General features: G+C 71.4%; 26 protein-coding genes and 1 pseudogene. 16 read left to right on the forward strand and 11 right to left on the reverse strand.

Annotated features, from left to right (window positions below; genetic code table 11):
* Nucleotides 1-7: 7 nt before the first annotated feature.
* Genes ABZU91_RS25340 through ABZU91_RS25350 form a run of 3 tightly spaced genes read right to left on the reverse strand, consistent with a single transcriptional unit; the run spans nt 8 to nt 2522 of the window.
* On the reverse strand, nt 8-739 hold the full coding sequence (locus ABZU91_RS25340; protein ID WP_355245183.1) for an ABC transporter ATP-binding protein: 732 nt from the start codon (nt 737-739) through the stop codon (nt 8-10).
* On the reverse strand, nt 712-1545 hold the full coding sequence (locus ABZU91_RS25345; RefSeq protein WP_355245185.1) for an ABC transporter permease subunit: 834 nt from the start codon (nt 1543-1545) through the stop codon (nt 712-714). The genes ABZU91_RS25340 and ABZU91_RS25345 overlap by 28 nt, the downstream gene beginning before the upstream one ends.
* On the reverse strand, nt 1542-2522 hold the full coding sequence (locus ABZU91_RS25350; protein WP_355245188.1) for an aliphatic sulfonate ABC transporter substrate-binding protein: 981 nt from the start codon (nt 2520-2522) through the stop codon (nt 1542-1544). The genes ABZU91_RS25345 and ABZU91_RS25350 overlap by 4 nt, the downstream gene beginning before the upstream one ends.
* Nucleotides 2523-2679: 157 nt before the next feature.
* Here ABZU91_RS25350 and ABZU91_RS25355 point away from each other — a divergent pair, with 157 nt between their 5' ends.
* Nucleotides 2680-3867 (forward strand): LLM class flavin-dependent oxidoreductase, encoded by a 1188-nt coding sequence (locus ABZU91_RS25355; RefSeq protein ID WP_355245191.1) that lies wholly within the window; start codon nt 2680-2682, stop codon nt 3865-3867.
* A 92-nt stretch (nt 3868-3959) separates the two neighbouring features.
* The gene (locus ABZU91_RS25360) at nt 3960-4607 is read left to right on the forward strand and encodes a hypothetical protein (RefSeq protein ID WP_355245193.1); all 648 of its coding nucleotides are present in this window, start codon (nt 3960-3962) and stop codon (nt 4605-4607) included.
* A gap of 330 nt (nt 4608-4937) precedes the next feature.
* Here the strand turns inward: ABZU91_RS25360 and ABZU91_RS25365 are convergent, their stop codons facing one another.
* From ABZU91_RS25365 to ABZU91_RS25395, 7 genes and pseudogenes are all read right to left on the reverse strand, one after another.
* Entirely contained in the window at nt 4938-5675 is a 738-nt protein-coding gene (locus tag ABZU91_RS25365; RefSeq protein WP_355245196.1) for a class I SAM-dependent methyltransferase, read from the reverse strand.
* 369 nt (nt 5676-6044) lie between these two features.
* Entirely contained in the window at nt 6045-6392 is a 348-nt protein-coding gene (locus ABZU91_RS25370; protein ID WP_355245374.1) for a transposase, read from the reverse strand.
* Nucleotides 6393-6526: 134 nt separating this feature from the next.
* A pseudogene (locus ABZU91_RS25375) lies at nt 6527-7205 on the reverse strand (IS701 family transposase); the annotation flags it as partial.
* Nucleotides 7206-7629: 424 nt separating this feature from the next.
* Nucleotides 7630-7761: a hypothetical protein gene (locus tag ABZU91_RS25380; RefSeq protein WP_355245198.1), complete on the reverse strand. Its 132-nt coding sequence runs from the start codon at nt 7759-7761 to the stop codon at nt 7630-7632.
* 142 nt (nt 7762-7903) lie between these two features.
* Nucleotides 7904-8620: a hypothetical protein gene (locus ABZU91_RS25385; protein WP_355245201.1), complete on the reverse strand. Its 717-nt coding sequence runs from the start codon at nt 8618-8620 to the stop codon at nt 7904-7906.
* Between the two features lie 189 nt (nt 8621-8809).
* Nucleotides 8810-8974: a hypothetical protein gene (locus ABZU91_RS25390; protein ID WP_355245204.1), complete on the reverse strand. Its 165-nt coding sequence runs from the start codon at nt 8972-8974 to the stop codon at nt 8810-8812.
* Between the two features lie 154 nt (nt 8975-9128).
* Nucleotides 9129-9938, reverse strand: a complete 810-nt coding sequence (locus tag ABZU91_RS25395; protein WP_355245207.1) for a hypothetical protein — start codon at nt 9936-9938, stop codon at nt 9129-9131.
* Between the two features lie 182 nt (nt 9939-10120).
* Between ABZU91_RS25395 and ABZU91_RS25400 the strand changes: the two genes are divergently transcribed.
* The 8 genes from ABZU91_RS25400 to ABZU91_RS25435 all read left to right on the forward strand — a co-directional run bounded on the left by ABZU91_RS25400 (nt 10121) and on the right by ABZU91_RS25435 (nt 15480).
* On the forward strand, nt 10121-10258 hold the full coding sequence (locus tag ABZU91_RS25400; RefSeq protein WP_355245210.1) for a hypothetical protein: 138 nt from the start codon (nt 10121-10123) through the stop codon (nt 10256-10258).
* Between the two features lie 91 nt (nt 10259-10349).
* Entirely contained in the window at nt 10350-10652 is a 303-nt protein-coding gene (locus tag ABZU91_RS25405) for an urease subunit gamma (protein WP_355245213.1), read from the forward strand.
* Nucleotides 10649-11002 carry an urease subunit beta gene (locus ABZU91_RS25410; protein WP_355245216.1) on the forward strand — a complete coding sequence of 118 codons (354 nt, stop codon included), beginning with the start codon at nt 10649-10651 and terminating at the stop codon, nt 11000-11002. Before ABZU91_RS25405 ends, ABZU91_RS25410 begins: the two co-directional genes overlap by 4 nt.
* Complete coding sequence (locus ABZU91_RS25415; RefSeq protein WP_355245219.1) at nt 10999-12702, forward strand: urease subunit alpha; 1704 nt, start codon at nt 10999-11001, stop codon at nt 12700-12702. Before ABZU91_RS25410 ends, ABZU91_RS25415 begins: the two co-directional genes overlap by 4 nt.
* Nucleotides 12702-13499: an urease accessory UreF family protein gene (locus tag ABZU91_RS25420; protein WP_355245222.1), complete on the forward strand. Its 798-nt coding sequence runs from the start codon at nt 12702-12704 to the stop codon at nt 13497-13499. The genes ABZU91_RS25415 and ABZU91_RS25420 overlap by 1 nt, the downstream gene beginning before the upstream one ends.
* Nucleotides 13489-14253 (forward strand): urease accessory protein UreG, encoded by a 765-nt coding sequence (gene ureG, locus ABZU91_RS25425; protein WP_355245224.1) that lies wholly within the window; start codon nt 13489-13491, stop codon nt 14251-14253. The genes ABZU91_RS25420 and ureG overlap by 11 nt, the downstream gene beginning before the upstream one ends.
* On the forward strand, nt 14253-14999 hold the full coding sequence (locus ABZU91_RS25430) for an urease accessory protein UreD (protein ID WP_355245227.1): 747 nt from the start codon (nt 14253-14255) through the stop codon (nt 14997-14999). The genes ureG and ABZU91_RS25430 overlap by 1 nt, the downstream gene beginning before the upstream one ends.
* Nucleotides 15000-15105: 106 nt before the next feature.
* Nucleotides 15106-15480 (forward strand): cupin domain-containing protein, encoded by a 375-nt coding sequence (locus ABZU91_RS25435; protein WP_355245230.1) that lies wholly within the window; start codon nt 15106-15108, stop codon nt 15478-15480.
* 6 nt (nt 15481-15486) lie between these two features.
* On the opposite strand, the gene ABZU91_RS25440 is transcribed toward ABZU91_RS25435, so the two are convergent.
* Nucleotides 15487-15951: a MarR family transcriptional regulator gene (locus ABZU91_RS25440; protein ID WP_355245233.1), complete on the reverse strand. Its 465-nt coding sequence runs from the start codon at nt 15949-15951 to the stop codon at nt 15487-15489.
* A 96-nt stretch (nt 15952-16047) separates the two neighbouring features.
* Between ABZU91_RS25440 and ABZU91_RS25445 the strand changes: the two genes are divergently transcribed.
* The 6 genes from ABZU91_RS25445 (at nt 16048) to urtE (ending at nt 22506) form a co-directional block, all read left to right on the forward strand.
* Nucleotides 16048-17130 (forward strand): substrate-binding domain-containing protein, encoded by a 1083-nt coding sequence (locus ABZU91_RS25445; protein ID WP_355245235.1) that lies wholly within the window; start codon nt 16048-16050, stop codon nt 17128-17130.
* A 405-nt stretch (nt 17131-17535) separates the two neighbouring features.
* Nucleotides 17536-18780, forward strand: coding sequence for an urea ABC transporter substrate-binding protein (gene urtA / locus ABZU91_RS25450; protein WP_355245238.1), 1245 nt, complete (start codon nt 17536-17538; stop codon nt 18778-18780).
* Between the two features lie 75 nt (nt 18781-18855).
* Nucleotides 18856-19743 (forward strand): urea ABC transporter permease subunit UrtB, encoded by an 888-nt coding sequence (gene urtB / locus ABZU91_RS25455; protein ID WP_355245241.1) that lies wholly within the window; start codon nt 18856-18858, stop codon nt 19741-19743.
* Nucleotides 19740-20927, forward strand: a complete 1188-nt coding sequence (gene urtC / locus ABZU91_RS25460; protein ID WP_355245243.1) for an urea ABC transporter permease subunit UrtC — start codon at nt 19740-19742, stop codon at nt 20925-20927. The genes urtB and urtC overlap by 4 nt, the downstream gene beginning before the upstream one ends.
* Nucleotides 20924-21814 (forward strand): urea ABC transporter ATP-binding protein UrtD, encoded by an 891-nt coding sequence (urtD, locus tag ABZU91_RS25465; RefSeq protein WP_355245245.1) that lies wholly within the window; start codon nt 20924-20926, stop codon nt 21812-21814. The genes urtC and urtD overlap by 4 nt, the downstream gene beginning before the upstream one ends.
* Nucleotides 21814-22506, forward strand: a complete 693-nt coding sequence (gene urtE, locus ABZU91_RS25470; protein ID WP_355245248.1) for an urea ABC transporter ATP-binding subunit UrtE — start codon at nt 21814-21816, stop codon at nt 22504-22506. The genes urtD and urtE overlap by 1 nt, the downstream gene beginning before the upstream one ends.
* Nucleotides 22507-22521 lie beyond the last annotated feature (15 nt).

Here is a 22521-nt window from a genome sequence, read left to right on the forward strand (position 1 = left end):
CGCTTCCTCAGGTGGTGGGAACGCCGAGTCGGTCGAGCAGGAGACGGCGCAGCGCGCCGAAGCCCGGGTCGTCCGGGGTGCGGGTGGGTGGTAGGTCGACGGGGAGGTCCGCGGCGATGCGGCAGTCGTCGAGGAGCAGGATCCGGTCGGCGAGTAGCAGCGCCTCCTCCACGTCATGCGTGACGAGCAGGGCGGCGAAGCCGTGCTCGGCGCGTAGCCGGCGCAGCAGCACCTGCATCCGCAGCCGGGTGAGCGCGTCGAGCGCGCCGAACGGCTCGTCGAGCAGCAGCAGGTCCGGTTCGCGGACCAGCGCCCGCGCGACGGCCACCCGCTGTGCCTGCCCACCGGACAGCTCGGCCGGCCAGGCCCGGTGCCGCTCGGCCAGCCCGACTTCGGCCAACGCGCGCTCGATCCGGCCGGCGGTGTCCGGGCCGGACAGACCGAGCCCGACGTTGGCCGCCACCCGCTTCCAGGGCAGGAGCCGGTGCTCCTGGAAGACCACGGCGGCGGTGCCGTGCACGACCGTCTCACCGGTGGCCTCGCCGTCCAGGCCGGCGAGAATGCGCAGGAGGGTGCTCTTGCCCGAGCCGCTGCCGCCGAGCAGGGCCACGACCTCGCCCCGCGCGATGCTCAGGCCGACCCCGGCCAGCACGACCGTCGGCCCGAAGGACCGGCGGATCGCGTGGGCGGTCAGCACCGGGGCCGCGCCGGTCAGGTGGCTCGCAGTCCGCGTCGCCATGTCAACATCCTCCTCTCCGCAACGCGCAGGGCAAGGTCCGATATCAGCCCGAGCAGCGCGTAGACGAGCAGGCCGAGGACCACCACGTCGGTCTGGCTGAACTCCCGCGCCTCCATCATCAGGAAGCCGATGCCGGTCTGGGCGTTGACCTGCTCGCCGACGACGAGGCTGAGCCAGGCCGCGCCGATCGCGAGGCGCAGGCCGAGGAAGAGCGACGGCAGCGCGCCGGGCAGCACCACGTGACGCAGCCGGGCGGCCTGCCCGAGCCCGCAGACCCGGGCGGCCTCCACCAGCCGCTCGTCGATGTCCCGGATGCCGGCGTACGTGTTGAAGTAGACGGGGAAGAACGCCCCCAGGGCGACCAGGCTGATCTTCAGCGACTCGCCGATGCCGACCCAGATGATCAGCAGGGGCACCAGGCCCAGGTGCGGCAACATGCGGGCCATCTGCACCGGAGGGTCGACCAGGTCGTCGCCGAGTCGCAACAGCCCGGCCACCGTACCCAGGACGAGCGCCAGCACGCCGCCGATGAGCAGGCCCGCGCCGGCCCGGGTGAGGGAGTCCACCAGGTGCACGGCGAGCGTGCCGTCGCGGGACAGTCGCCAGCCGGTCGCGAGGACGTCGCTCGGCGCGGGCAGCTTCTCCGGCGCCAGCAGGCCGGTCCGGGCCGCCAGCTCCCAGCCCAGGACCAGGGCGACCGGGCTGACCAGCCGCCACCACCGCCGGGACGGCCGTGGGCGGCGGGCTTCGGGGGCCGCTTCGGCCACGACCTCCGGCGGCGTCTCGAGCAGCGGTGTACGACTCACTGGAACACCGCGCTGAAACGGTCGTCCACCCGGCCCCTGATGTCGACCGGCCCCGGGATCAGGTCCAGCGCGACGAAGCTGTCGGTGATCGCCTGGAGTTCGTCGCCGATGGCCGGGGTGACCGGGGCGAGCGGCTTGGCGCTGCGGTCCAGGGCACGGCTGGTGACGTCCTCCGGGATCTTCAACTCCGGCGCGAGCGTGCGCGCCCGCTCCTGCGGGTTGGCGATGCCCCAGTCGGTCGTCTCGCGGTACTTCTGAAGGAACGCCCGTACGTCGTCCGTGCGCTCGGTGACCGCGTCCGGGGCGGCCAGCACGTACTCGCGGTTGCTGGCCAGGCCGGTCGCGTCGGCGAGCACCCGTACGCCAGGCTGCTCGGCCAGAGCGAAGTACGGGTCCCAGATCACCCACGCGTCGACCTGCCCGCTGTCGAAGGCGGGCCGTCCCTCGGCCGGCTTGAGGTACTTGACGTTGATGTCGCGCAGCGTCATCTTGTTCGCCTCCAGCAGCCGTACCAGAAGCCAGTGCACGTTGGAGCCCTTGTTGAGGGCGACCGTCCTGCCCTTGAGGTCGGCGAAGCTGCGGTAGCCGCTGTCGGCCTTGACGAGCACGGCCTCGCCCTGCGGGATCGGGGCCGAGGTGCCGACGATGGAGAACGGGATCTTCCCGGCGGCGGCGAAGACCGGTGGGGCCTCGCCCACCTGCCCGATGTCGATCGACCCGGCCTTGAGCGCCTCGGTGAGCGCCGGCCCGCTCTCGAACAGCGACCACTCGACGTCCGGTGCCGCGTCGCGCGCCTTGACCAGGCTCAACCCACCGAAGCGCTGGTAGCCGACGCGCAGTTTGCCGCCGTCACCGCCGCCGGCGTCGGCGGACTCGCCGCACGCGCTCACGCCGCCCGCGGCGAGCAGGACGAGGGCGGTGAACGCCGCCGTGCGCAGGCGGCGACGCGGGGGATGACCAGGGGAGGGGGTACGCATGACGGCTCCTTGATCGGGGCAGGTGGGCCGGGCCGCGTCGACCGGCGGGGGATGGCGTGGGCGGTAGCCTACTAACCCGATAGGTTTTATGGGTAGGCTGTCGGCGGGTTCGTCCCACCCCTCAGGAGCGCCACGCGCACACACGGAAAGAGCCGCGATGACCCTCACCTTCCACTGGTTCCTGCCCACCAACGGCGACAGCCGGGACGTCGTCGGCGGTGGACACGGCGTACCCACCGGAGCGGCCGGTGGCGCCCGCCCGCCGAGCGTTGCCTACCTGGGGCAGATCGCCCGCACCGCCGAGCAGCTGGGCTTCGTCGGCGCGCTCACCCCGACCGGCGCGTGGTGCGAGGACGCCTGGCTCACCACGGCGATGCTCAGCGAGGTCACCGAACGCCTCAAGTTCCTGGTGGCGTTCCGACCCGGTCTGACCTCACCCACCCTCGCCGCGCAGATGGCCTCCACCTTCCAGCGGCTGTCCCGGGGGCGACTGCTGCTCAACGTGGTGACCGGCGGCGAGTCGACGGAACAGCGGGCGTACGGCGACTTCCTGGACAAGGACGCCCGGTACGCGCGAGCCGACGAGTTCCTGCACGTCGTACGCGCGCTGTGGCGGGGCGAGACCGTCGACCACGCCGGCACGCATCTGCGCGTCGAGCAGGCGCGGCTGCACCGGCTCCCCGATCCGCCGCCGGCGGTCTACTTCGGTGGCTCGTCCGCCGCCGCCCTGCCCGTGGCGGTGCGGCACAGCGACGTCTACCTCACCTGGGGCGAGCCGCCGGCCCAGGTCGCCGAGAAGCTCGACCGGGTCCGGTCGCTGGCTGCCGCCGCCGGCCGGGAACTGCGCTTCGGCATCCGGCTGCACGTCATCGCCCGCGACACCGCCGACGAGGCGTGGGCACAGGCCCGCCGGCTGCTCGACGGCATCGCCGAGGCCGACATCAAGGCGGTGCAGGACGGGCTGCGTCGCAGCGAGTCCGAGGGGCAACGCCGGATGCTCGACCTGCACGGCGGCTCCCGCGACAGCCTGGAGGTCGCGCCCAACCTGTGGGCCGGCGTCGGCCTCGTCCGGGGTGGAGCCGGCACCGCCCTGGTCGGCAGCCATCGGGAGATCGCGGACCGGATCGCCGAGTACCACGCGCTCGGCATCGACGAGTTCATCCTCTCCGGCTACCCCCACCTGGAGGAGGCGTACTGGTTCGGCGAGGGTGTGCTGCCGATCCTGCGCGAGCGCGGACTGTGGCGGCACCCCGACGGCGAGCCGGACTCAGCCGATCTCCCGGACATCCCCTTCGCCGGGACTGCGACCCTTCGTCCGGCACCACAGCCGGCCGCGGCCCGCTGAGCGACCGGTGGGTGCGGGCGCCCGGCGCGCCCGCACCCGACGACGTGCCGCTGCCTCCACGCGCATCCCGCCCGCGCCGGTAGTCTCGCCGCGTGAATCCGAAGGTGATCGAGGGCCGGTTGACCGAGACGCAGGCCGGCTCGGGTGTGGAACGGCGCGCTTTCGGTGAGTTCGTCGGGCCGCGCGGTGAGCTCGCGTCGTACGCGTTCGGCTGGACGACCAACTCCGAGCACCACCACGCCCGGCTCACGGTGGGAATCGGGGCCGGAAACCCCGGCGGCGCCAGCTTCCACGCGGTCATCTTCGACAGGGAGAACAGCTACGCCTGCTCGCTCGTCGACGAGCCGTTCGAGCGAGTCCCCGAGGGCGGCCCCGACCTCACCGCGACCGAGGCCCGCGCACACGAGGATCTGCCGTTCATCTGGTGGCTGGTGGACCTCGTCATGGAGCGGGACCGGCGCGCGCGGTGGATGGAACACTGGCTGCTGGGGACCAACAGCATCCAGACCGGCGAGGTCTTCGACCAGAAAGAGCCGATCCTGTACGTCAGCCACGACGCCGACGACGGACTCTGGCAACTCATCGGCACGAGCGACGCCGACCCCGCGACGGGCAAGCTCAGTCACCTCCACCACGCCGTGGAACACGACCTCACGCTGCTCGACGTTCTCGACCTCGGTCCCGGCGAGAGCGCCCACCGCACCGGGCCGGACGCGCCCTGGACCGCCGGACCGTCCTGAGACGAGCGGGCGACAACGCCGAGGCGAAGCACGTGCCCCCAATGCAGGTTGGGCTGTGCAGCACGCGCGACCAGCGGCATGAGCGGATGGTCTACACCGGGCATATTGAGCCAACCATGTAAAGCGCCCGGGCTTACTCGAAAGCCTTGGTGCAGCTTTATTAAACGGCGTCCCGCGCCGCAGCTCAATTGAAAGCGGGTACATACGACGCCATCCGCGCCTTAGCGTGGCTCAACCGTGCCAGCCGCGAACTGCGCGTTGCCTGACGAAACCCTTACCCAAGGGCGTAGGAGTAGCGCGTCCTGCCGCCCGCAGGTAACCGGCAGACCTCTAACTCGGTTTACGGGCACTTACCAGGTGAGTCGACAGCCAGGGACCGCTCCACCACAACCGCCAGCCTAAGCCGCGCCGACTTACTTCGGCCATACCGAGGTGCCGCAGTCGTTGCTGGTACTGACGGGTGCCGCTAAGGTCAGCGATCAGCAATCGCCCTCCGGGCCGCAGTACCCGCACCGCTTCATTCATCGCACGGTCTCGGTCATCAAGCGCTTTAAGGTTGTGCACAGCCACATTGGAGACGACCACGTCGAACGATTCATCCGCCAGCGGTAGCTGGATCAAGTTGCCGGTATGAAGCTCGACGCGATCCGCGACACCCGCAGCGGCCGCATTGCGCATGGTCGCGTCCGGGTTGTTGCCCGATTGGTCAGCACGCCAGAGGTCGACGCCGACCGCTCGCCCGGCAGGGACCCGCTGCGCTGCGGAGATCAATAACGCGCCGCGACCGCAGCCGAGATCCACAACCTCTTCGCTACCGCGCAGCTTCAGCTCGTCGAGCAGCCGCCCCCAGACCACGAACTTCCCGACCCGAGAGGCATAGAGGGCCAACAAGCAACAGGACAAAATCAGTGCGGTGCCGACCAGCGGCCAGAACGTCTGCTGGACAACAGCTTGGGCAATACCGGCACCCATCAGCACCACCGGCACGATCAGAAGCCGCGGAGCGTCGATCCCGTAGTCGCCCGGCGGCCTGGATTTCGGCATCTCACTGGCCGGATCATGATTCACATCGCGGTACGTTATCCGCTACGGACGGAAAAATCTGCCCCGCCGGACGACCGAAGCAGCCGAAAAATCTCGTCAATGATCGCCTTGGCTTGTGAGACGCACTGATCTCGGCGAAAGCGCGCTCCGCGACGCAAGGCGGCGTTACGCCCCCTACCTGCAGTGCGTCATGCTGGTCCAAACCTCGCTCCATGAGGGTGGGGTCAACAACCAACGAGCCGTCGCGAGGTCGTCCGGATGCGTCCTAGTACTCCAGCCGTACCTGGTGGAGGTGAAGTCTTCGCTGGTAGTGGGCTGTTTTGGCGCGGTATTGGTGTCGGCGTCGCCATCGTGACCATCGATGGATGTGGACGAAGGGTCGGATGGTGGTGATCAGGTGTGCCAGCAGACGGCGGACCTCGCCGAGGGTGAGAGGGATGAGGCCGTCGTCGGATTCGGTGCCCCCTTTTTGGCGTGGGCGGCGGTGACGGCGAGGTAGGCGTGGGCGCACAGAACGAGCGTTATGTGGCGGTACCAGGCGTCGTAGCGACGCACCTGATGATGGTCCAAGCCGATCTCGGTCTTCGCGGTCTGGAAGCATTCCTCGACCGCCCACCGGGTCCCGGCGATCTGGTGATGCTGCGGCGGATCAGCAACCAGTGGCCGTAACCGTCGTCGGTACCGGGGAGGGAGGCCACGGCCCAGTCGTAGAGTCGTGGTCCTTTGGCGCCGGCGCCACAGCTACGGCGCTTCCATGCCAGGGCCGGCGCGTTGGCGGCGAGGACGTCCGGGCGGGAGTTGCCCGCCGTGGTCGGGACCCGCTGGTTGCGAGGCACGGCCAGGACATAGCCCATCCTGTGCTGCTGCAGCCAGGTCCGGAATTTCGAGTCCTGTCCGTATGCCTCGTCGGCGGTGACCCATCGCGCCGGCAGGCCGGCGGTGATGGCGCGTTCGATCATCCGCAGGCCCAGGGCGGGTTTCGTGGCGAACCCGACGCTGGCTGCGATGCCGGCTTCCTCGCGGCGGGCGGGGTCGTCGCACCAGCCGCGGGGCAGATACAACTCCCGGCGTGCGCCCGGCCGGGCTGGCATAGGCCAGGAACACCCCGAGCTGGCAGTTCTCCGTCCGCCCGGCCGTGCCCGAGTACTGACGCTGCACCCCGGCCGACTTGATGCCCTTCTTCAGGAACCCGGTCTCGTCGACAATCAGCACACCGTCGTCGTGACCGAGGTGCTCGGACACGTAGGCGAACAGATCATCGCGGACCGCGTCCGGGTCCCACGCGGACCTGTTGAGCAGCCGCTGCATCCGGTCCGGCGTCGCATCGCCGGCAGCCTCGGCCAGGGTCCAGCCGTTCTTGCTGGCCAAGGGTGACAACAGCCCGACCAGGTAGGTCAACGCCTGCCGGCGCGGTTCCGCACGCCCGAACCGGTGCGCGAACCGCGCCAACAGATCATCCAAACCCGCCCGCCAGCCCACGATCTCATCGATCAACACAAGCACGGGAGCCTGCCGGCGCTTCGACCGACCACAACAGACAGACGGTGCGATCACGTCACCCGTGAGCCGGTAGCATCGACATCCGCAGCTACGTGGCAGGCTCAACTACGTCGTCGATCATGCCAGTGAGCTGCCGAAACTCCAGATCAGGCAACTGCGGCTGGAGTACTAGGCCGTGTGTCTAAAGCCCCTGGCCGGCCTGCGGAGGCCGTGAGGACCGGCCGTTTCGGCCGTTGGTGAACCGCCGCTCGCGGGCCTGTGGTCCGGCCGGATCGGAGCCGCCCGCTCCATTGAGCGTGATGCCTGTGGGGCATCAAGATGACTCACAGGCATCACCCTCATTGTGGTGTCCGCCGCGCCAGGCTCAAGGCGAAGGCCTCACACCTGCTGTCTGCCCCTCGGCTCGACCGAGGACCTTGACACACGGCCTAGTCGGAACGGGCGACCCGGCCTCCGGCAACCCGGCGGACGGCGAGGCTCACCGTCGTACTGCCCACTGCCATCCCGACCAGCACCAGGACTGCTCCGACAACCCACAGAACCTGTCGTCGCGCAACGCCGCCTGTCGGGACCAGGCGGCGGTGAAGGCGACGGTCATCACGGGTGCCACCAGCCACGGGCTGAGTCGCCACGCGGCCAGTGCGGCCAGCAGCGCGAAGTTGGCAGGGAACGCCGCAGGGTAGGCGGCCCGCAGCCGTTGCGCTGGATCTGATTCCCGGCGCTGCGGCCCGCCTCCCGGCCGATGACCCGGATCAGGGGCGTGGCATGGCGGACCGCTCGTACCGACGCACCAACTCGGTCAGGAACCGGATCGGCTTGAGCACCCGCTCGGGGTCCTCCGCGCGGAACACCGGGCCGGACCCGATCACCGCACGCTCGTCCACCACCACACCGGTGAGCGGCTTGCGCCACCCGAAAGTGGCGGACGTCGCCCACCTCTCGAACTCCGGGGACGGCTCGGGCACATGGACCAGCCAGGCCGTGAACGTCTTCCCAATCCAGGTGTAGTCGAAAATCGTGAACCGCAACCCGTCGTGGGTGCCGCGCAGCACCGACCACGCCGCCGGGCTGCTCTCGAACTGGAGGTGATGCCGCAAGGTGTCCACCAGCTCCGTGTCCACCTCGGTGAACTGCCAGCCCTCCCGGCGGGCCAGCTCGAGCCGGTCGGCCACTGGGGCCGACGGGTCCTTCCCGCGGTCGCCGCGGACCAGGAACCCGCCGAGCAGGACCATCAGGGCGCCCAGGCCGACCAGGGCGCCACCCTTGGACTGGTTGACGGCGCGCTGCCCCTCGGCGTCACGGACGCTGCGCTGCCCGTCGCGGTAGGTGACGCACGTGTCGCCCTCGCTCATCTCCGAGCCGCCGCAGGAGTTCGAGCCGTCCGCCAGGAACACCGCGCCCAGGATCAGCATCGCGATCCCCGCCAGCAGGATGAACCACGATCGACGGTCCACTCGTCGCTTGGCCATGAGTTCCCCCGGGATGACGCCGCTCGATGTTCGAAAGTCGTGTCAACCTAGCAGGACGCCCGGCGTGGGCGTCAGACGCCCAGCAGTGCGGGCCCGGCCCGGGCCCGGCGGCGTTCGGCCTGCCCACCACCAACGACGGGGCACGCGACGACGTGCTGGTCGCTCAGAACCCATCCGGCGCAAGCCTTATCAGCCGATCACCTGCCACGCCTCGTACGAGCCGCTCGTCGCGCCGGTCCGCGCGTCGACCGTGTAACCGGTGTCCCAGCCCAGCCAGACGAGCCAAACCCCGACTGTGGCCACCGCCAGGAAGAGCCCGCCGATCAGTGCGCCCGTACGCCTCGCCGCCGTCATCGAGCGATCATCTTCCGCATCGGCCTGTCGCGGGAATGACATCCCGTTCGTGGGCACGTCGACGCCCCGCCCGCCGTCGGAGCCCGTGATCGTTGGTCGTTGAGCGACACGACACGCCGTGCAGTTTGTTGCTCAGCCGCCAACGATCATCGGGTCAGGTGCCCGTGGCGTCCCACACGACGACGCGGACCACGAACGCCTGATCGGCACGGGTGTTCGTGATGGTGGCGAACCCGAGGCGTCCCTCCGAGGTACGGAAGCACCAGTCCGCGCCGGGCGTGAACAAGGCCCGCGCCGAGCCGGTGGCCGACGCCACGCAGCCCGCGTACGCCTGGGCGGGGTTGCCGCCGGAGTACTGGTACACGCTCGGAGTGTTGGCGACCTGGATGTTGTCCGACCGCACCTGCCCCCAGTCGTGGTAGAGGTCCAGCCCGTCCGTGGCCCCGTCGGAGTGGTGCGGCACGACCGGCTGATCCCGCTGGTCGACGTCGACGGCCGCCGACCGGGGCAGCACCACGGTCTGGTCGACGAGGGTGCGGGGTGTGTCGGGGTTCGCACCAGGGGTGGCCTGGCTCGGGGAGGGCGCGGCGGGGCCGGTGGTCGGTGGGGGTGCGGTGGCCGACGTCGGCGAGCCGGTGGGTGACGGCATCGACGACGAGCCGGCGGTGGATGACGGCGTCGACCGGTGGCGGAGCTGGGTCGCCAGGACACCGCCGAGCAGCAGGCAGCCGAGTGCCAGCATGGCGATCGCGACGCGGGTCCGCCGACGCCACAGCCAGAACCCGCCGAGCAGCAGCACCGCCGTCAGGGTGAGGGCGAACAGCAGCACGTCCTGTTTGAGCCAGCTCTCCACCGCGGTCACCACACCGAGGATGTTGGCCGCCACGCCGATCACGGCGAGCGTCCTGATCCGACGGTCGTCGCTGGCGCCGGTGGTCGACGCGGGGGGCGGGGACTCACCCAACGGATGCCTCCACTATGGATCGGACGAGGCGGACGGGAACGCCCGCTACCGCCATGATCCCATCGACGCGCTCGCGTGCGAGCCGCCGCGAACCACGATGCGGCCCGCAGGCGCGTCGGCTTTCCGACCCCGGCGCCGGCACGGCATGATCCCTCATCCCGGGCAGACTGTTGCCCCCGCCGGTGGCGATCCTCTACGGTCGGCACAAGCGGTGGGCGGTGCGGTCCGCATCCGACCGACACCGCCGGATGCCCGTCGTGCGGGCCGGGATGGTGGAGTCCCGGGCCACCCCGGCGACGACGGTTCCGGCGGTCGTGTGATCCCAGCTCGTACTCCGGGTGTCGCTGCCCGGCGCGGCTCCGCGCGGAGCCGACGGCGAGCCGGCCACGCCGATCCCCACCGGAGAATCCCGTGTTCCTCAGCCCGCACGAGCAGGACCGCCTGCTCGTCCACGTCGCGGCCGATGTCGCCCGCCGCCGCCGCGAGCGCGGCCTGCGACTCAACTACCCCGAGGCCGTCGCGATCATCACCGCCTTCCTGCTGGAAGGGGCCCGTGACGGCCGGTCGGTGGTCGACCTCATGTCGGCCGGCCGGACCGTGCTCGACCGCGACGACGTCCAGGACGGCATCCCCGAGCTGCTGAGGGAGGTGCAGGTGGAGGCGACGTTCCCGGACGGTACCAAGCTCGTGACGGTGCACCACCCGATCCCGTGATCCCGGGGGAGATTCTGCCGGCGGCCAGCCCGGTCGAGATCAACGTGGGTCGGCCGGTGACCACGCTGGTCGTGGTCAACACCGCCGACCGTCCGGTGCAGGTGGGCTCGCACTACCACTTCGCCGAGGCCAACCCGGCCCTGATGTTCGACCGGGGCGTCGCCTGGGGGCAGCGCCTCGCCGTACCGGCGGGCACCTCGGTCCGGTTCGAGCCGGGCGTGAGTCGCAGCGTCGACCTGGTCCCGCTCGGCGGCGCGCGCGTCGTGCCCGGCCTGCGCGGCGAGTGCGCCGGGCCGCTGGACACCGGGTCACCGACCGACGCGCCGACGAGCGACGGGTTGGCACGGTGAGCGCCGTGCGGCGGGACCGCTACATCGACCTGTACGGGCCCACCACGGGCGACCGCATCCGACTGGCCGACACGAGCCTGCTGATCGAGGTGGAGACCGACCACTGCGTGGGCGGCGACGAGGCGGTGTTCGGCGGCGGGAAGGTGATCCGCGAGTCGATGGGCCAGTCGCGGGCGACCCGTGCCGAGGGTGCCCTCGACACCGTCATCACCGGTGCGGTGGTGCTCGACCACTGGGGGGTGGTCAAGGCCGACGTGGGCCTGCGCGACGGGCGGATCGTCGCACTCGGTCGGGCCGGCAACCCGGACACCATGCCCGGCGTCCATCCCGACCTGGTGATCGGACCGGCCACCGAGGTCATCGCCGGCAATGGCCGGATCCTCACCGCCGGGGCGGTCGACACCCACGTCCACTTCATCTGCCCGGAGATCGTCACCGAGGCGCTCGCCAGCGGCGTCACCACGCTCGTCGGTGGTGGCACCGGCCCCGCCGAGGGCACCCGGGCCACCACGGTCACCCCGAACGCCTGGCACCTGGCCCGCATGCACGAGGCGCTGGACACGATGCCGGTCAACGTGCTGCTGCTCGGCAAGGGCAACACCGTCTCGGAAGAGGCGCTGTGGGAGCAGTTGCGCGCCGGAGCGGGCGGTTTCAAGCTGCACGAGGACTGGGGCACCACCCCGGCGGCGATCGACGCCTGCCTGCGGGTGGCGGACGCCTCCGGGGTGCAGGTGTCGATCCACACCGACACCCTCAACGAGGCCGGGTTCGTGGCCGACACGCTGCGGGCGATCGGCGGTAGGGCCATCCACTCGTACCACACCGAGGGCGCGGGAGGCGGGCACGCACCGGACATCATCACGGTGGCCAGCGAGCCCAACGTGCTGCCGTCGTCGACCAACCCGACCCGGCCGTACACCGCCAACACCCTCGCCGAGCACCTGGACATGCTGATGGTCTGCCACCATCTCAACCCGTCCGTGCCCGAGGACCTGGCCTTCGCCGAGAGTCGCATACGACCGTCCACCATGGCCGCCGAGGACCTGCTGCACGACCTCGGCGCGATCTCCATCATCGGCTCCGACGCGCAGGCGATGGGCCGGGTGGGCGAGGTCATCCTGCGCACCTGGCAGAGCGCGCACGTCATGAAGGAGCGGGTGGGCGCGCTGCCCGGCGACGGCGCGGCCGACAACCGTCGGGCCCGGCGGTACGTGGCGAAGTACACCATCTGCGCCGCCATGGCGAACGGGTTGGAACGGGAGATCGGCTCGGTCGAGCCGGGCAAGCTCGCCGACCTGGTGCTGTGGGACCCGGCGTTCTTCGGCGTACGACCGCACCTGGTCATCAAGGGCGGCATGATCGCGTATGCCCAGATGGGTGACGCCAACGCCTCCATCCCGACGCCGCAGCCGATGCTGCCGCGACCGATGTTCGGGGCGTACGGCGCGGCGGCGGCGGCGACCAGCCTGGCGTTCGTCGCGCCGGCCGCCCTCGACGCCGGGCTGCGCCTCGACGTGCGGCGACGGGTGGTGCCCGTCGCCGACGTGCGCTCGCGGGGCAAGGCCGACCTGCCGGAGAACGACGCGATGCCGCGGATCGAGGTGGACCCGGACACCTTCACCGTCCGGATCGACGGCGTCGTGGTGGAGCCCGACCCGGTGCAACGCCTGCCGATGGCCCAGCGGTACTTCCTGTTCTGATGGCGACGTCGAGTCTGCTCCTGTTGCTCGCCGACGGTCGCTTCCCGGCCGGCGCGCACGCGCACTCCGGCGGCCTGGAGGCGGCGGTGGCCGCCGGGCGGGTCGCCGACCTCGCCTCGCTGGAGGCGTTCCTCGTCGGCCGGCTGGCCACCGCCGGGCTGGTCGGCGCGGCGTTCGCGGCGGCGGCGCACCGGGCGGTGACGCCGTCCGCCGCCGAGCCCGCCGAGGGCACCGCGAGGCCGGTCGGCCTGGGTCATCCCGCCGGGCGGGGCACCTCGCCGACCGATCCCGCCGGGCGAGGGACCACGTCGACCGGAGCGGCCGTACGCGGGAGCATGCTGGCGCGGCTCGACGCGGAACTGGACGCCCGTACCGCGTCGCCGGCGCTGCGCGCGGTGTCCCGTCGCCAGGGCCGGGCCCTGCTGCGCGCCGGCCGGGCCATCTGGCCGGGCGCGTCCTTCGACGACCTGCCCGCCACGCCCGGGGGAGCGCACCAACCGTTGGTGCTCGGGCTGCTCTGCGCCGCCGCCGGTCTGAGCCGCGCCGAGACGGCCATGGTCGCCGCCCACGGGACGGTGACCGGCGCGGCCAGCGCCGGCGTACGCCTGCTCGGCCTCGACCCGTACCAGGTCCAGGCCGTTCTGGTCGGTCTCGTCGACCTGTGCGACGACACCGCCGCCGAGGCGGCCCGGGCCGCCGACGATCCACCCGAGCGGCTGCCCGCGGCCGCCGCGCCCCTTGCCGACATCCATGCCGAAGCTCATGCCACCTGGGAGGTGCGTCTCTTTGCGTCCTGACACCGTTTCGCCGACCGCTGCGCCCACTGCCGACCCGACCCCGCACGACGAGACCGTTCCGCACACCCACCCCGAACCGGGGGTGGACCCGCATCCGCCGCTGGCGCGGGCCGGCCGGGCGCTGCGCGTCGGCATCGGCGGTCCGGTCGGGTCCGGCAAGACCGCCCTGGTGGCGGCCCTGTGCCGCGCGTTCGCAGACGAGCTGCGCCTCGGCGTGGTCACCAACGACATCTACACGACCGAGGACGCCGACTTCCTCAAGCGGGCCGGCGTGCTGGACCCGAGCCGGATTCGCGCGGTGGAGACCGGCTGCTGCCCGCACACTGCGATCCGCGACGACATCGGGGCCAACCTCGACGCCGTGGACGAGCTGGCCGAGGCGGTCGGCCCGCTGGACCTGGTGCTGGTCGAGAGCGGCGGGGACAACCTGACCGCCACGTTCAGCCGAGGCCTGGTGGACCGGCAGATCTTCGTGGTCGACGTGGCCGGCGGGGACAAGGTGCCCCGCAAGGGCGGCCCCGGGGTCACGTCCGCCGACCTGCTCGTGATCAACAAGACCGACCTCGCGCCGATGGTGGGCGCGGACCTGGCCGTGATGGACCGGGACGCGCGGGCCCGGCGCGGCGACCTTCCGACGCTGTTCCTGTCGATCGTCGGTGACCCGACGGCGGGTCTGGTGGCCGACTGGATCCGTCACGAACTGGCCCACCACGCGGCCCTGCACCCGATCGCCGCGCAGGTCGGCCCGGCCTGATGCGTGCGCTCGCCCGGCTGGTGGCCCGGGCCGACAGCCGGGGCGGCACCGTCCTCACCGAGCTGCACGGCGAGACGCCGCTGTTGCTGCGGCAGACGCCCGGAGACGGTCGTGTGGCGAGCGTGTACGTCGTCGGCGGGGCGGCCGGTCCGCTCGCCGGCGACGACCTGCGCCTGGAGATCGACGTGGGGCCGGGGGCGGCGGTGCGGGTGCACGGCGTCGCCGCCTCGGTCGCCCTGCCCGGCCGGCCCGGCGCCGTGTCCCGGATGGCGGTACGCGCCGTCGTGCGCGACGGTGGCGCCCTGCACTGGCTGCCCGAGCAACTGGTCGCGGCGGCGGGCTGCGCCCACCTCGCCGAGTCCCGCATCGAGCTGGCCGCGGGGGCCAGACTGACCTGGCGCGACGAGGTGATCTGCGGCCGGTACGGCGAGACGCCGGGCGGCGCTGTCGTGCACACCCGGGTCGACTACGACGGCCGGCCGCTGCTGCGCCAGTCGCTGGCTGTGGGGCCGGGAGCGCCCGGCTGGGCCGGTCCCGCGGTGCTCGGCGGCGCGCCGGCGACCGGGTCGCTGCTGGTGGTGGACCCGGAGCGTCCCGCCGAGCCCGTGTTCGTCGAGGGCACCTGCGCCCGACTGCCCCTGAGCGGCGGCCCGGCGACACTCTGGACCGCCACCGCTCCCGACGCGCACACGCTGCGCGCCCACCTCAGCGTCAAGGAGGTGGACCTCGCCGAGATGGCCGCCTGAACCGTTCGCGGATGCCGTTGTGCGCCATCTCCGCCCCGGCAGGTCGGGATGTTCCTATCCTCGGAAGGTGCGATCGCCGTTCGGGTGACGGGCACAGGAGGCCGTGATGAGTGGCAAGGAGCGACCCGAGGGCATCAGTCCGACGGCTGTCGAGGGCGCTCCCGGGCTGTGGCGTGTCGACCTGCAGAGGCACGATCTCAGCATCGAGGGCCGCGAGGTCGTCCAGAGTCGGGTCGAGTTCACGCCGGACTCGCCGCCGTTCAAGCACTTCCACCCCGGCGAGGAGATCATCTGCGTGCTCCAGGGCTCCCTGGAGTACACCCTCGAAGGTCAGCCGCCGGTCGTGTGCAACGTCGGTGACGCCCTGACCGTGCCGTACGGAGTCCACCACCAGGCGCGCAACGTCGGCGACGGGGTGGCCGTCGAGCTGGCCACGTACGTCGTCGAGAAGGGCAAGCCGCTGCTCACCAAGGTGGAGTGACGCGGGTCAGCGGCGTGGGCCGGCCGCCTCGGCGTGGTCGCGCTGACGGGCCGGGTCGAGGCGGGCGATCAGGTCGTCGAGGTGGTCGAGCAGGGCGGTGTCGGCGGGTACGCCCAGCTCGGCGAGGCTGGCCCGGACCCGCTCGTCGAGGCGGGCGTGCTCGCGGCGCCCACGGGTCGTCAGGTAGGCACGGATGCGTCGGCGGTCCAGCGCGTCGATCCGTCGGAACACCAGGTTACGGTCGACGAGCTGGTCGACCAGCTTGGTGAGGGTGCCCGGCGGCAACGACGCCTCGGCGGACACCTCGGTCATCGGATGGCCCTGACCGTCGGCCAGCAGGCAGAGCACCCGCCACGCCTCGGTGGTCAGCTCGTCGTCGGCCAGAACGGCGGCCAACCGGCGGGAGAGCAGCCGTTCGGCGCGGGTGAGCGAGCGCAGCAGGTCGGCTGGCGCCCCGGACACGTCTGACATGGAACTCCCTGGGCCGGTGGCCCTGTCATCGTAGCGAGTCGTCCCGGTCCGTGGTGAGGTCTGGTCTTCCGACGTGGGCCGGGCAATCATGTGCTCATGTCCGCGCCGGCACCGCCGTGGCTCACCGTCGATCGGGCCGTGGTCAGCATCGCGCTGGTGTACCCGATGCGCGGTCCGGCGGGGATGTTCGGTCCGACGTGCGAACTCTGCGCCCAGCTCGCGGTGGAGGAGATCAACGCCTGCGGCGGGGTGCTGGGCCGCGAGGTACGGCTGGTGCCGGTCGACGGTGGCGCCCCACCGGCCGAGGTGGCCGCCCAGGTCGAGGCGCTGGTGTCGGTGGGTGCCGTGCAGGGCGTGACCGGCTGGCACATCTCCTCGGTGCGGCAGGCGCTCGCGCCCCGGGTCGCCCACCGCGTGCCGTACGTCTACACCGCCCTCTACGAGGGAGGGGAGCGTACCGAGGGGGTCTTTCTGACCAGCGAGACGCCGGACGCCCAGTTGTGGCCCGCCATGCGGCTGCTCGCCGGGGAGCAGGGCGTACGCCGCTGGTTCGTGGTCGGCAACGACTACGTGTGGCCGCGGCGCACCGCGCGGGCCGCCCACCGGTACGCGCTGCGTGGCGGCGGACAGGTGGTGGGTCAGGCGTTCCTGCCGTTGGAGACGCACGACTTCGACGACGTGCTGCGCCAGATCGAGCGCAGCGAGGCCGATGCGGTGGTGATGCTGCTCGTCGGGGCCGACGCGGTGCGGTTCAACCGGGCGTTCGCGCGGGCCGGGATGGACCAGCGCTGCCTGCGGCTGAGCACTCTGATGGACGAGAACATGCTGCTGGCCAGTGGCGCGGGCGCGACGCGGCGGCTCTACAGCACCGCGGGGTTCTTCGCCGGCCTCGTGACGCAGGAGAACCTCGACTTCCACGGCGAGTTCGCCCGCCGGTTCGGGGTCGAGGCGCCGCCGCTGGGCAGCCTGGGGGAGTCCTGCTACGAGGGCGTGATGCTGCTCGCCGCCCTGATCGCGCAGGCTCGCACCCTCGACGTGCGGGCGATCGAGACGGCCGCCGACACGGTGGCGTACCACGGGCCGCGGGGTCGCCTGCGGCTGCGTCGGCGGCACGTGCGCCAGCGGATCTACCTCGCCGAGGCCGACGGTCTCGACTTCACCGTGCTCGCCCAGCTCTGACCGCCCGTCCGGACCCTTGACAGGCCCACCCGGCACGACCCTAAGATGCTTCCTGCGTGAAGTATCTGGCCCGGGGGCCCGATACCGCGAATGTGTGTCCACCGTCGGCGAAATCTGTTCGCCGACCATTGTGGTGGCAATTCCCCATCGAATTAATCACGGCCGGCACTGTCCTGCGCGGACGGTGCCGGCCTTTGTGGCGCGCGCGCCCGGACGTGCCCGGGAAACAGTCAATTAAGGGCTGGGAAACACTCACGCAATCATGCCGGTCGACGCTTTGCGTGCCCGTACCCGACGCGATGACCACAGGCGACGTCCACCCGTTGCCCCGGCATCGCCAACGTCAGCTCCACCGGACCGCACCGACCGTCCTTTCGCTACCTCAGTGCACCGCAGGGAGATTAGATGTCACTTCTTTGGGGCCGCCGCATCCTGGCGGGTGCCATGACCCTCGTCGCCGCGGCCGCGCTGACCGCGTGTGGCAGCAAGACCAATGACGAGGGCAGCGCGGCAGGCGTCACCGCCGACGTCTCCGGCGACACCGTCAAGGTGGGCCTGCTCAACTCACTCTCCGGCACCATGGCGATCAGCGAGGTCACCGTCCGCGACTCCATCATGCTCGCCGTCGAGGAGATCAACGCGGCTGGTGGCGTCCTCGGCAAGAAGATCCAGCCGGTCGGGGAGGACGGCGCCTCGGACTGGCCCACCTTCGCGGAGAAGGCCGAGAAGCTCATCTCCGAGGACCGGGTGGCCGCCGTCTTCGGCTGCTGGACGTCGGCGAGCCGCAAGGCGGTCAAGCCGGTGTTCGAGAAGAACAAGGCACTGCTGTTCTACCCCGTGCAGTACGAGGGTCTGGAACAGTCGCCCTACATCTTCTACACCGGCGCGACGACCAACCAGCAGATCGTTCCCGGGCTCGACTACCTCAAGTCCCAGGGAACGAAGTCGGTCTACCTGGTCGGCAGCGACTACGTCTTCCCCCGCACGGCCAACAAAATCATCAAGGCGTACGCGGCGGCGAACGGGATGACAGTGGTCGGCGAGGATTACGCGCCGCTCGGGTCCACCGAATTCGGCACGATCGTCAACAAGGTCAAGTCGTCCGGTGCGAAGGCCGTCTTCAACACCCTCAACGGTGACAGCAACGTGGCCTTCTTCAAGGAGTACAAGTCGGCGGGCCTGACCGCGACCGGGATGCCGGTGGTGTCGGTGTCCATCGCCGAGGAAGAGGTCAAGGGCATCGGCACCCAGTACCTCCAGGGCCAGCTCACCGCCTGGAACTACTACCAGACCACGCCCGGCGCGGCGAACACGAAGTTCGTGGCCGCGTACAAGGCGAAGTACGGCGCGGACAAGCCGACGAGCGACCCGATGGAGGCCGCCTACGTCAGCGTCTACCTGTGGAAGGCGATGGTCGAGAAGGCCGGCGCGTTCGACGTCGAGAAGGTCCGCGGCGCCTCCGACGGGATCACCTTCGACGCGCCGGAGGGCCTGGTCACCGTCGACGGCAAGACCCAGCACATCGCCAAGACCGCCCGCATCGGCAAGATCGGCGCCGACGGCCTGATCACCGAGGTGTGGAACTCCGGTAAGCCGGTCACGCCGGACCCGTACCTCAAGACCTACCCGTGGGCGAGCGGCCTGAGCTGACGACGCCGGCCCGGGCGGGCGGCGCGACGACGCGCCCCGCCCGGGCCCCCCGACCAGCAGTACGGAGTACCCACCGTGACAGTCCTCTTCGGTCAACTCTTCACCGGCATCAGCATCGGCGCGGTGCTGCTGCTCATCGCCCTCGGGCTGGCGCTGACCTTCGGCCAGATGAACGTCATCAACATGGCGCACGGCGAGTTCATCATGGCCGGCGCCTACACCACGTACGTGCTGCAACAGAGCATCACCTCCGCTGGCCTGTCGCTGGTGGTCGCGCTGCCGGTGGCGTTCGTGGTCGCCGGCACGATGGGCGTGCTGCTGGAGATCCTGCTGATCCGCCGGCTCTACGCCCGCCCGCTGGACACCCTGCTGGTCACCTGGGGTGTGTCGCTGATGCTGCAACAGCTCGCGCGGGACGTCTTCGGCAGCCCGAACGTGCAGACCCGCGCGCCGGACCTGCTCACCGGCAACGTGGCGTTGCCCGGCGGGCTGACCATCGCCAACAACCGGCTGTTCATCCTCGCCCTGGCGCTGTCCGCCGTCGCCGCGCTCACCCTGGCGCTGCGGCTCACCCCGCTGGGGCGTCGCATCCGAGCGGTGGTGCAGAACCGTGACCTCGCCGCGGTGTCCGGCATCCCCACCTCCCGGGTCGACCGGACGACGTTCTTCCTCGGGTCCGGCCTGGCCGGGCTCGCCGGGGTGGCGCTGACCCTGCTCGGCCCGATCGGCCCGACCATGGGCACCAACCTGATCATCGACGCCTTCCTGGTCGTCGTGGTCGGCGGGATCGGCCAGCTCAAGGGCAGCGTGATCGTCGCCTTCGCCCTCGGTGTGCTCCAGGCCACCGGGGAGTACCTCACGACCCTCAGCGTCGCCAAGGTGATCGTGTTCGTGGCGATCGTCGCGTTCCTCCAGTGGCGGCCCCAGGGCCTGTTCACCCTGCGGACCAGGAGCCTCGCATGACCGCCGTGACACCCGCGCCCCCGAGCACCACCACACCGCCCGCCCCGGCCGACGCCGCGCCACCGAGCCGGTCCGGCGGCCGGTCACGGCTGCGCGCGGCGGCCGGGTTCGCGTTCGGCGCGGCGGTGCTGTTCGGCGTCGCGCCGCTGCTGTTGTCGGACTTCCGGCTGGCCCTGCTCGCCAAGTACCTCTGCGTCGCCATGGTGGCCGTCGGCATCGGCATCGCCTGGGGGCGCGGCGGCATGCTCACCCTCGGCCAGGGCGTCTTCTTCGGCCTGGGCGGCTACGCGATGGCCATGCACCTCAAGCTCGCCGACGCGGGCCCGGGTGGGATGCCGGACTTCATGCAGCTGTACGGGCAGCTCGACGAACTGCCCGTGTGGTGGCGGCCGTTCGCCAGCCCCTGGTTCGCGTTGCCCGCCACGGTGCTGCTGCCGATGGTCGTCGCCTTCGGGCTCGGCTCGCTGGTGTTCCGTCGCCGCGTGCGGGGCGCGTACTTCGCCATCCTCAGCCAGGCCCTCGCGGCCGCCATGGTGATCCTGCTGATCGGGCAGCAGGGCACCACGGGCGGCACCAACGGGCTGACCGACATCCAGGGCTTCTTCGGTTACGACCTCGACGACCCGGTCAACCAGCGGATGGTCTACTTCATCATCGCCGGCGTCCTGCTGGCGCTGCTCGCCCTGGCCCGCCAGCTCATCCACAGCCGCTACGGCGAGCTGCTGGTGGCGGTGCGCGACAGCGAGGAGCGGGTCCGTTTCCTCGGCTACGACCCGGCGTCGGTCAAGCTCGTCGCCTACGTGGTGGCGGCCGGCATGGCAGGCCTCGCCGGCGCGCTGTTCGTGCCGGCGGTGGGCATCATCTCGCCCGCCCTGATCGGCATCGTCCCGTCGATCGAGTTCGTCATCGGAGTCGCGGTGGGTGGCCGGGCCACGCTGCTCGGCCCGGTGCTCGGCGCGGTCGCGGTGGCCTGGGCGCGTACCGCCCTCTCGGAACGGTTCCCGGGCACCTGGACGTACCTGCAGGGGTTGCTCTTCGTGGTGGTGGTGGCGTTCCTGCCCGGCGGCCTGGCGTCGCTGTGGGCGCTGGCCCGCCGCGGCAACGCGGACCCCGCGTCGAGCCGGCGTGGGTGGTCGGCGCTGGGTCGGCGGCGCGCCGAGCGGGCGGAGGTGGAGGTGGCATGAGTGAACGCACCGAGCGCAGCGAGGGCCGTGAGGGCATGCCCGGCCAGCACGGCATGAGTGAACGCACCGAGCGCAGCGAGGGCCGTGAGGGCATGCCCGGCCAGCACGGCATGAGCGAGGACCGACTGGACGGGCTGTCCGTCCGTGACGTGCGGGTCAGCTTCGACGGGTTCACCGCTGTCGACGGCGTCTCGCTGGAGGTGCCGGCCGGCGACATCCGGTTCCTGATCGGGCCGAACGGCGCCGGCAAGACCACCCTGGTCGACGCGATCACCGGCCTGGTGCGGGCCACCGGCTCGGTCCGCTTCGGCGACCAGGAGCTGCTGGGTCGGCCCGTGCACCGGATCAGCCTCCTCGGCATCGGTCGGACGTTCCAGACGTCGACGATCTTCGAGGAGCTGTCGGTCGTGCAGAACCTCGACATCGCGGCGGGCGCCCGCCGGAGCTGGGCGACCCTCGCCCGGCGTCGGCGGGGGATTCCGGACGAGGTCGCCGCCGCGTTGGAGACCATCGGGCTGATCGAGCGTGCCGACCAGCTCGCCGGCACGCTCGCGCACGGCCAGAAGCAGTGGCTGGAGATCGGCATGCTGCTCGTGCAGGACGCGCGGCTGCTGCTGCTCGACGAGCCGGTCGCCGGGATGAGCCACGAGGAGCGCGACGCCACGGGCGCACTGCTGGAGACGGTCAGCCGGGACCGCACGGTGGTGGTGATCGAGCACGACATGGACTTCCTGCGGCGCTTCGCGCGCAGCGTCACCGTGCTGCACGCGGGCAAGGTGCTCAGCGAGGGCACGGTGGCGCAGGTCCAGGCGGACCCGCGCGTACAGGAGGTCTACCTCGGCCACCCGGTCGCCGCCGGGTCGGTCCCCAGTCCTTCGGAGGCATGATGCTGACCCTGCGTGGGGTGCACGCCGGTTACGGACGTTCCCGGGTACTGCACGGGGTGGACCTCGCCGTCCCACCCGACGGGGTGGCCGCGGTGCTCGGGCACAACGGCGCCGGCAAGAGCACCCTGCTGCGGGTCGCGGCCGGCCTGCTGCGTCCGAGCGCCGGGGTGGTCGAGCTGGACGGCGAGGACGTCACCCGTCTCGCGCCGCACGAGCGGGTGGCGCGCGGGATGGCGTACGTCCCGCAGGGCCAGCAGTGTTTTCCGCACCTGACCGCGGCGGAGAACCTGCGCCTGGTCGCCGACGGCCGGCGTGACGGGGCGGTGGCCACGGCGGAGGTGCTGGACCTGTTCCCGGCGCTGCGCCCCTTGCTGCGGCGACGGGCCGGGCTGCTCTCCGGCGGTCAGCGTCAACAGCTCGCCATCGCCCGCGCCCTGATCACCCGGCCGCGGCTGCTCATGCTCGACGAGCCGACCGAGGGCATCCAGCCGTCGGTGGTCGCCGAGATCCAGGAGCGGATCGTCGAGCTGACCCGGCAGTCGGGCTTCAGCGTGCTGCTCGTCGAACAGCACCTCGGCTTCGCGCTGCGGGTGGCGAACCGCTACCACGTCCTCGAATCCGGGCGGGTCACCTCGCACGGCGACGGTGGGGTCACGGCGGAGCGCGACGTGCGGGCGGCGCTGGCGGTCTGACCTCGCCCGTCGCCG

Origin of the sequence: Micromonospora sp. NPDC005174 (assembly GCF_040608495.1) — a bacterium.
Lineage (GTDB): Bacteria > Actinomycetota > Actinomycetes > Mycobacteriales > Micromonosporaceae > Micromonospora.

What these genes read in the sequence shown, in the direction of transcription:
- ABZU91_RS25340 (WP_355245183.1), bottom strand. Translation starts at nt 739, where the DNA reads ATGGCGACGCGGACTGCGAGCCACCTGACCGGCGCGGCCCCGGTGCTG.
- ABZU91_RS25350 (WP_355245188.1), bottom strand. Translation starts at nt 2,522, where the DNA reads ATGCGTACCCCCTCCCCTGGTCATCCCCCGCGTCGCCGCCTGCGCACG.
- ABZU91_RS25355 (WP_355245191.1), top strand. Translation starts at nt 2,680, where the DNA reads ATGACCCTCACCTTCCACTGGTTCCTGCCCACCAACGGCGACAGCCGG.
- ABZU91_RS25385 (WP_355245201.1), bottom strand. Translation starts at nt 8,620, where the DNA reads ATGGCCAAGCGACGAGTGGACCGTCGATCGTGGTTCATCCTGCTGGCG.
- ABZU91_RS25390 (WP_355245204.1), bottom strand. Translation starts at nt 8,974, where the DNA reads ATGACGGCGGCGAGGCGTACGGGCGCACTGATCGGCGGGCTCTTCCTG.
- ABZU91_RS25420 (WP_355245222.1), top strand. Translation starts at nt 12,702, where the DNA reads ATGGCGACGTCGAGTCTGCTCCTGTTGCTCGCCGACGGTCGCTTCCCG.
- ABZU91_RS25430 (WP_355245227.1), top strand. Translation starts at nt 14,253, where the DNA reads ATGCGTGCGCTCGCCCGGCTGGTGGCCCGGGCCGACAGCCGGGGCGGC.
- ABZU91_RS25435 (WP_355245230.1), top strand. Translation starts at nt 15,106, where the DNA reads ATGAGTGGCAAGGAGCGACCCGAGGGCATCAGTCCGACGGCTGTCGAG.
- ABZU91_RS25440 (WP_355245233.1), bottom strand. Translation starts at nt 15,951, where the DNA reads ATGTCAGACGTGTCCGGGGCGCCAGCCGACCTGCTGCGCTCGCTCACC.
- ABZU91_RS25445 (WP_355245235.1), top strand. Translation starts at nt 16,048, where the DNA reads ATGTCCGCGCCGGCACCGCCGTGGCTCACCGTCGATCGGGCCGTGGTC.
- urtA (WP_355245238.1), top strand. Translation starts at nt 17,536, where the DNA reads ATGTCACTTCTTTGGGGCCGCCGCATCCTGGCGGGTGCCATGACCCTC.
- urtC (WP_355245243.1), top strand. Translation starts at nt 19,740, where the DNA reads ATGACCGCCGTGACACCCGCGCCCCCGAGCACCACCACACCGCCCGCC.
- urtD (WP_355245245.1), top strand. Translation starts at nt 20,924, where the DNA reads ATGAGTGAACGCACCGAGCGCAGCGAGGGCCGTGAGGGCATGCCCGGC.
- urtE (WP_355245248.1), top strand. Translation starts at nt 21,814, where the DNA reads ATGCTGACCCTGCGTGGGGTGCACGCCGGTTACGGACGTTCCCGGGTA.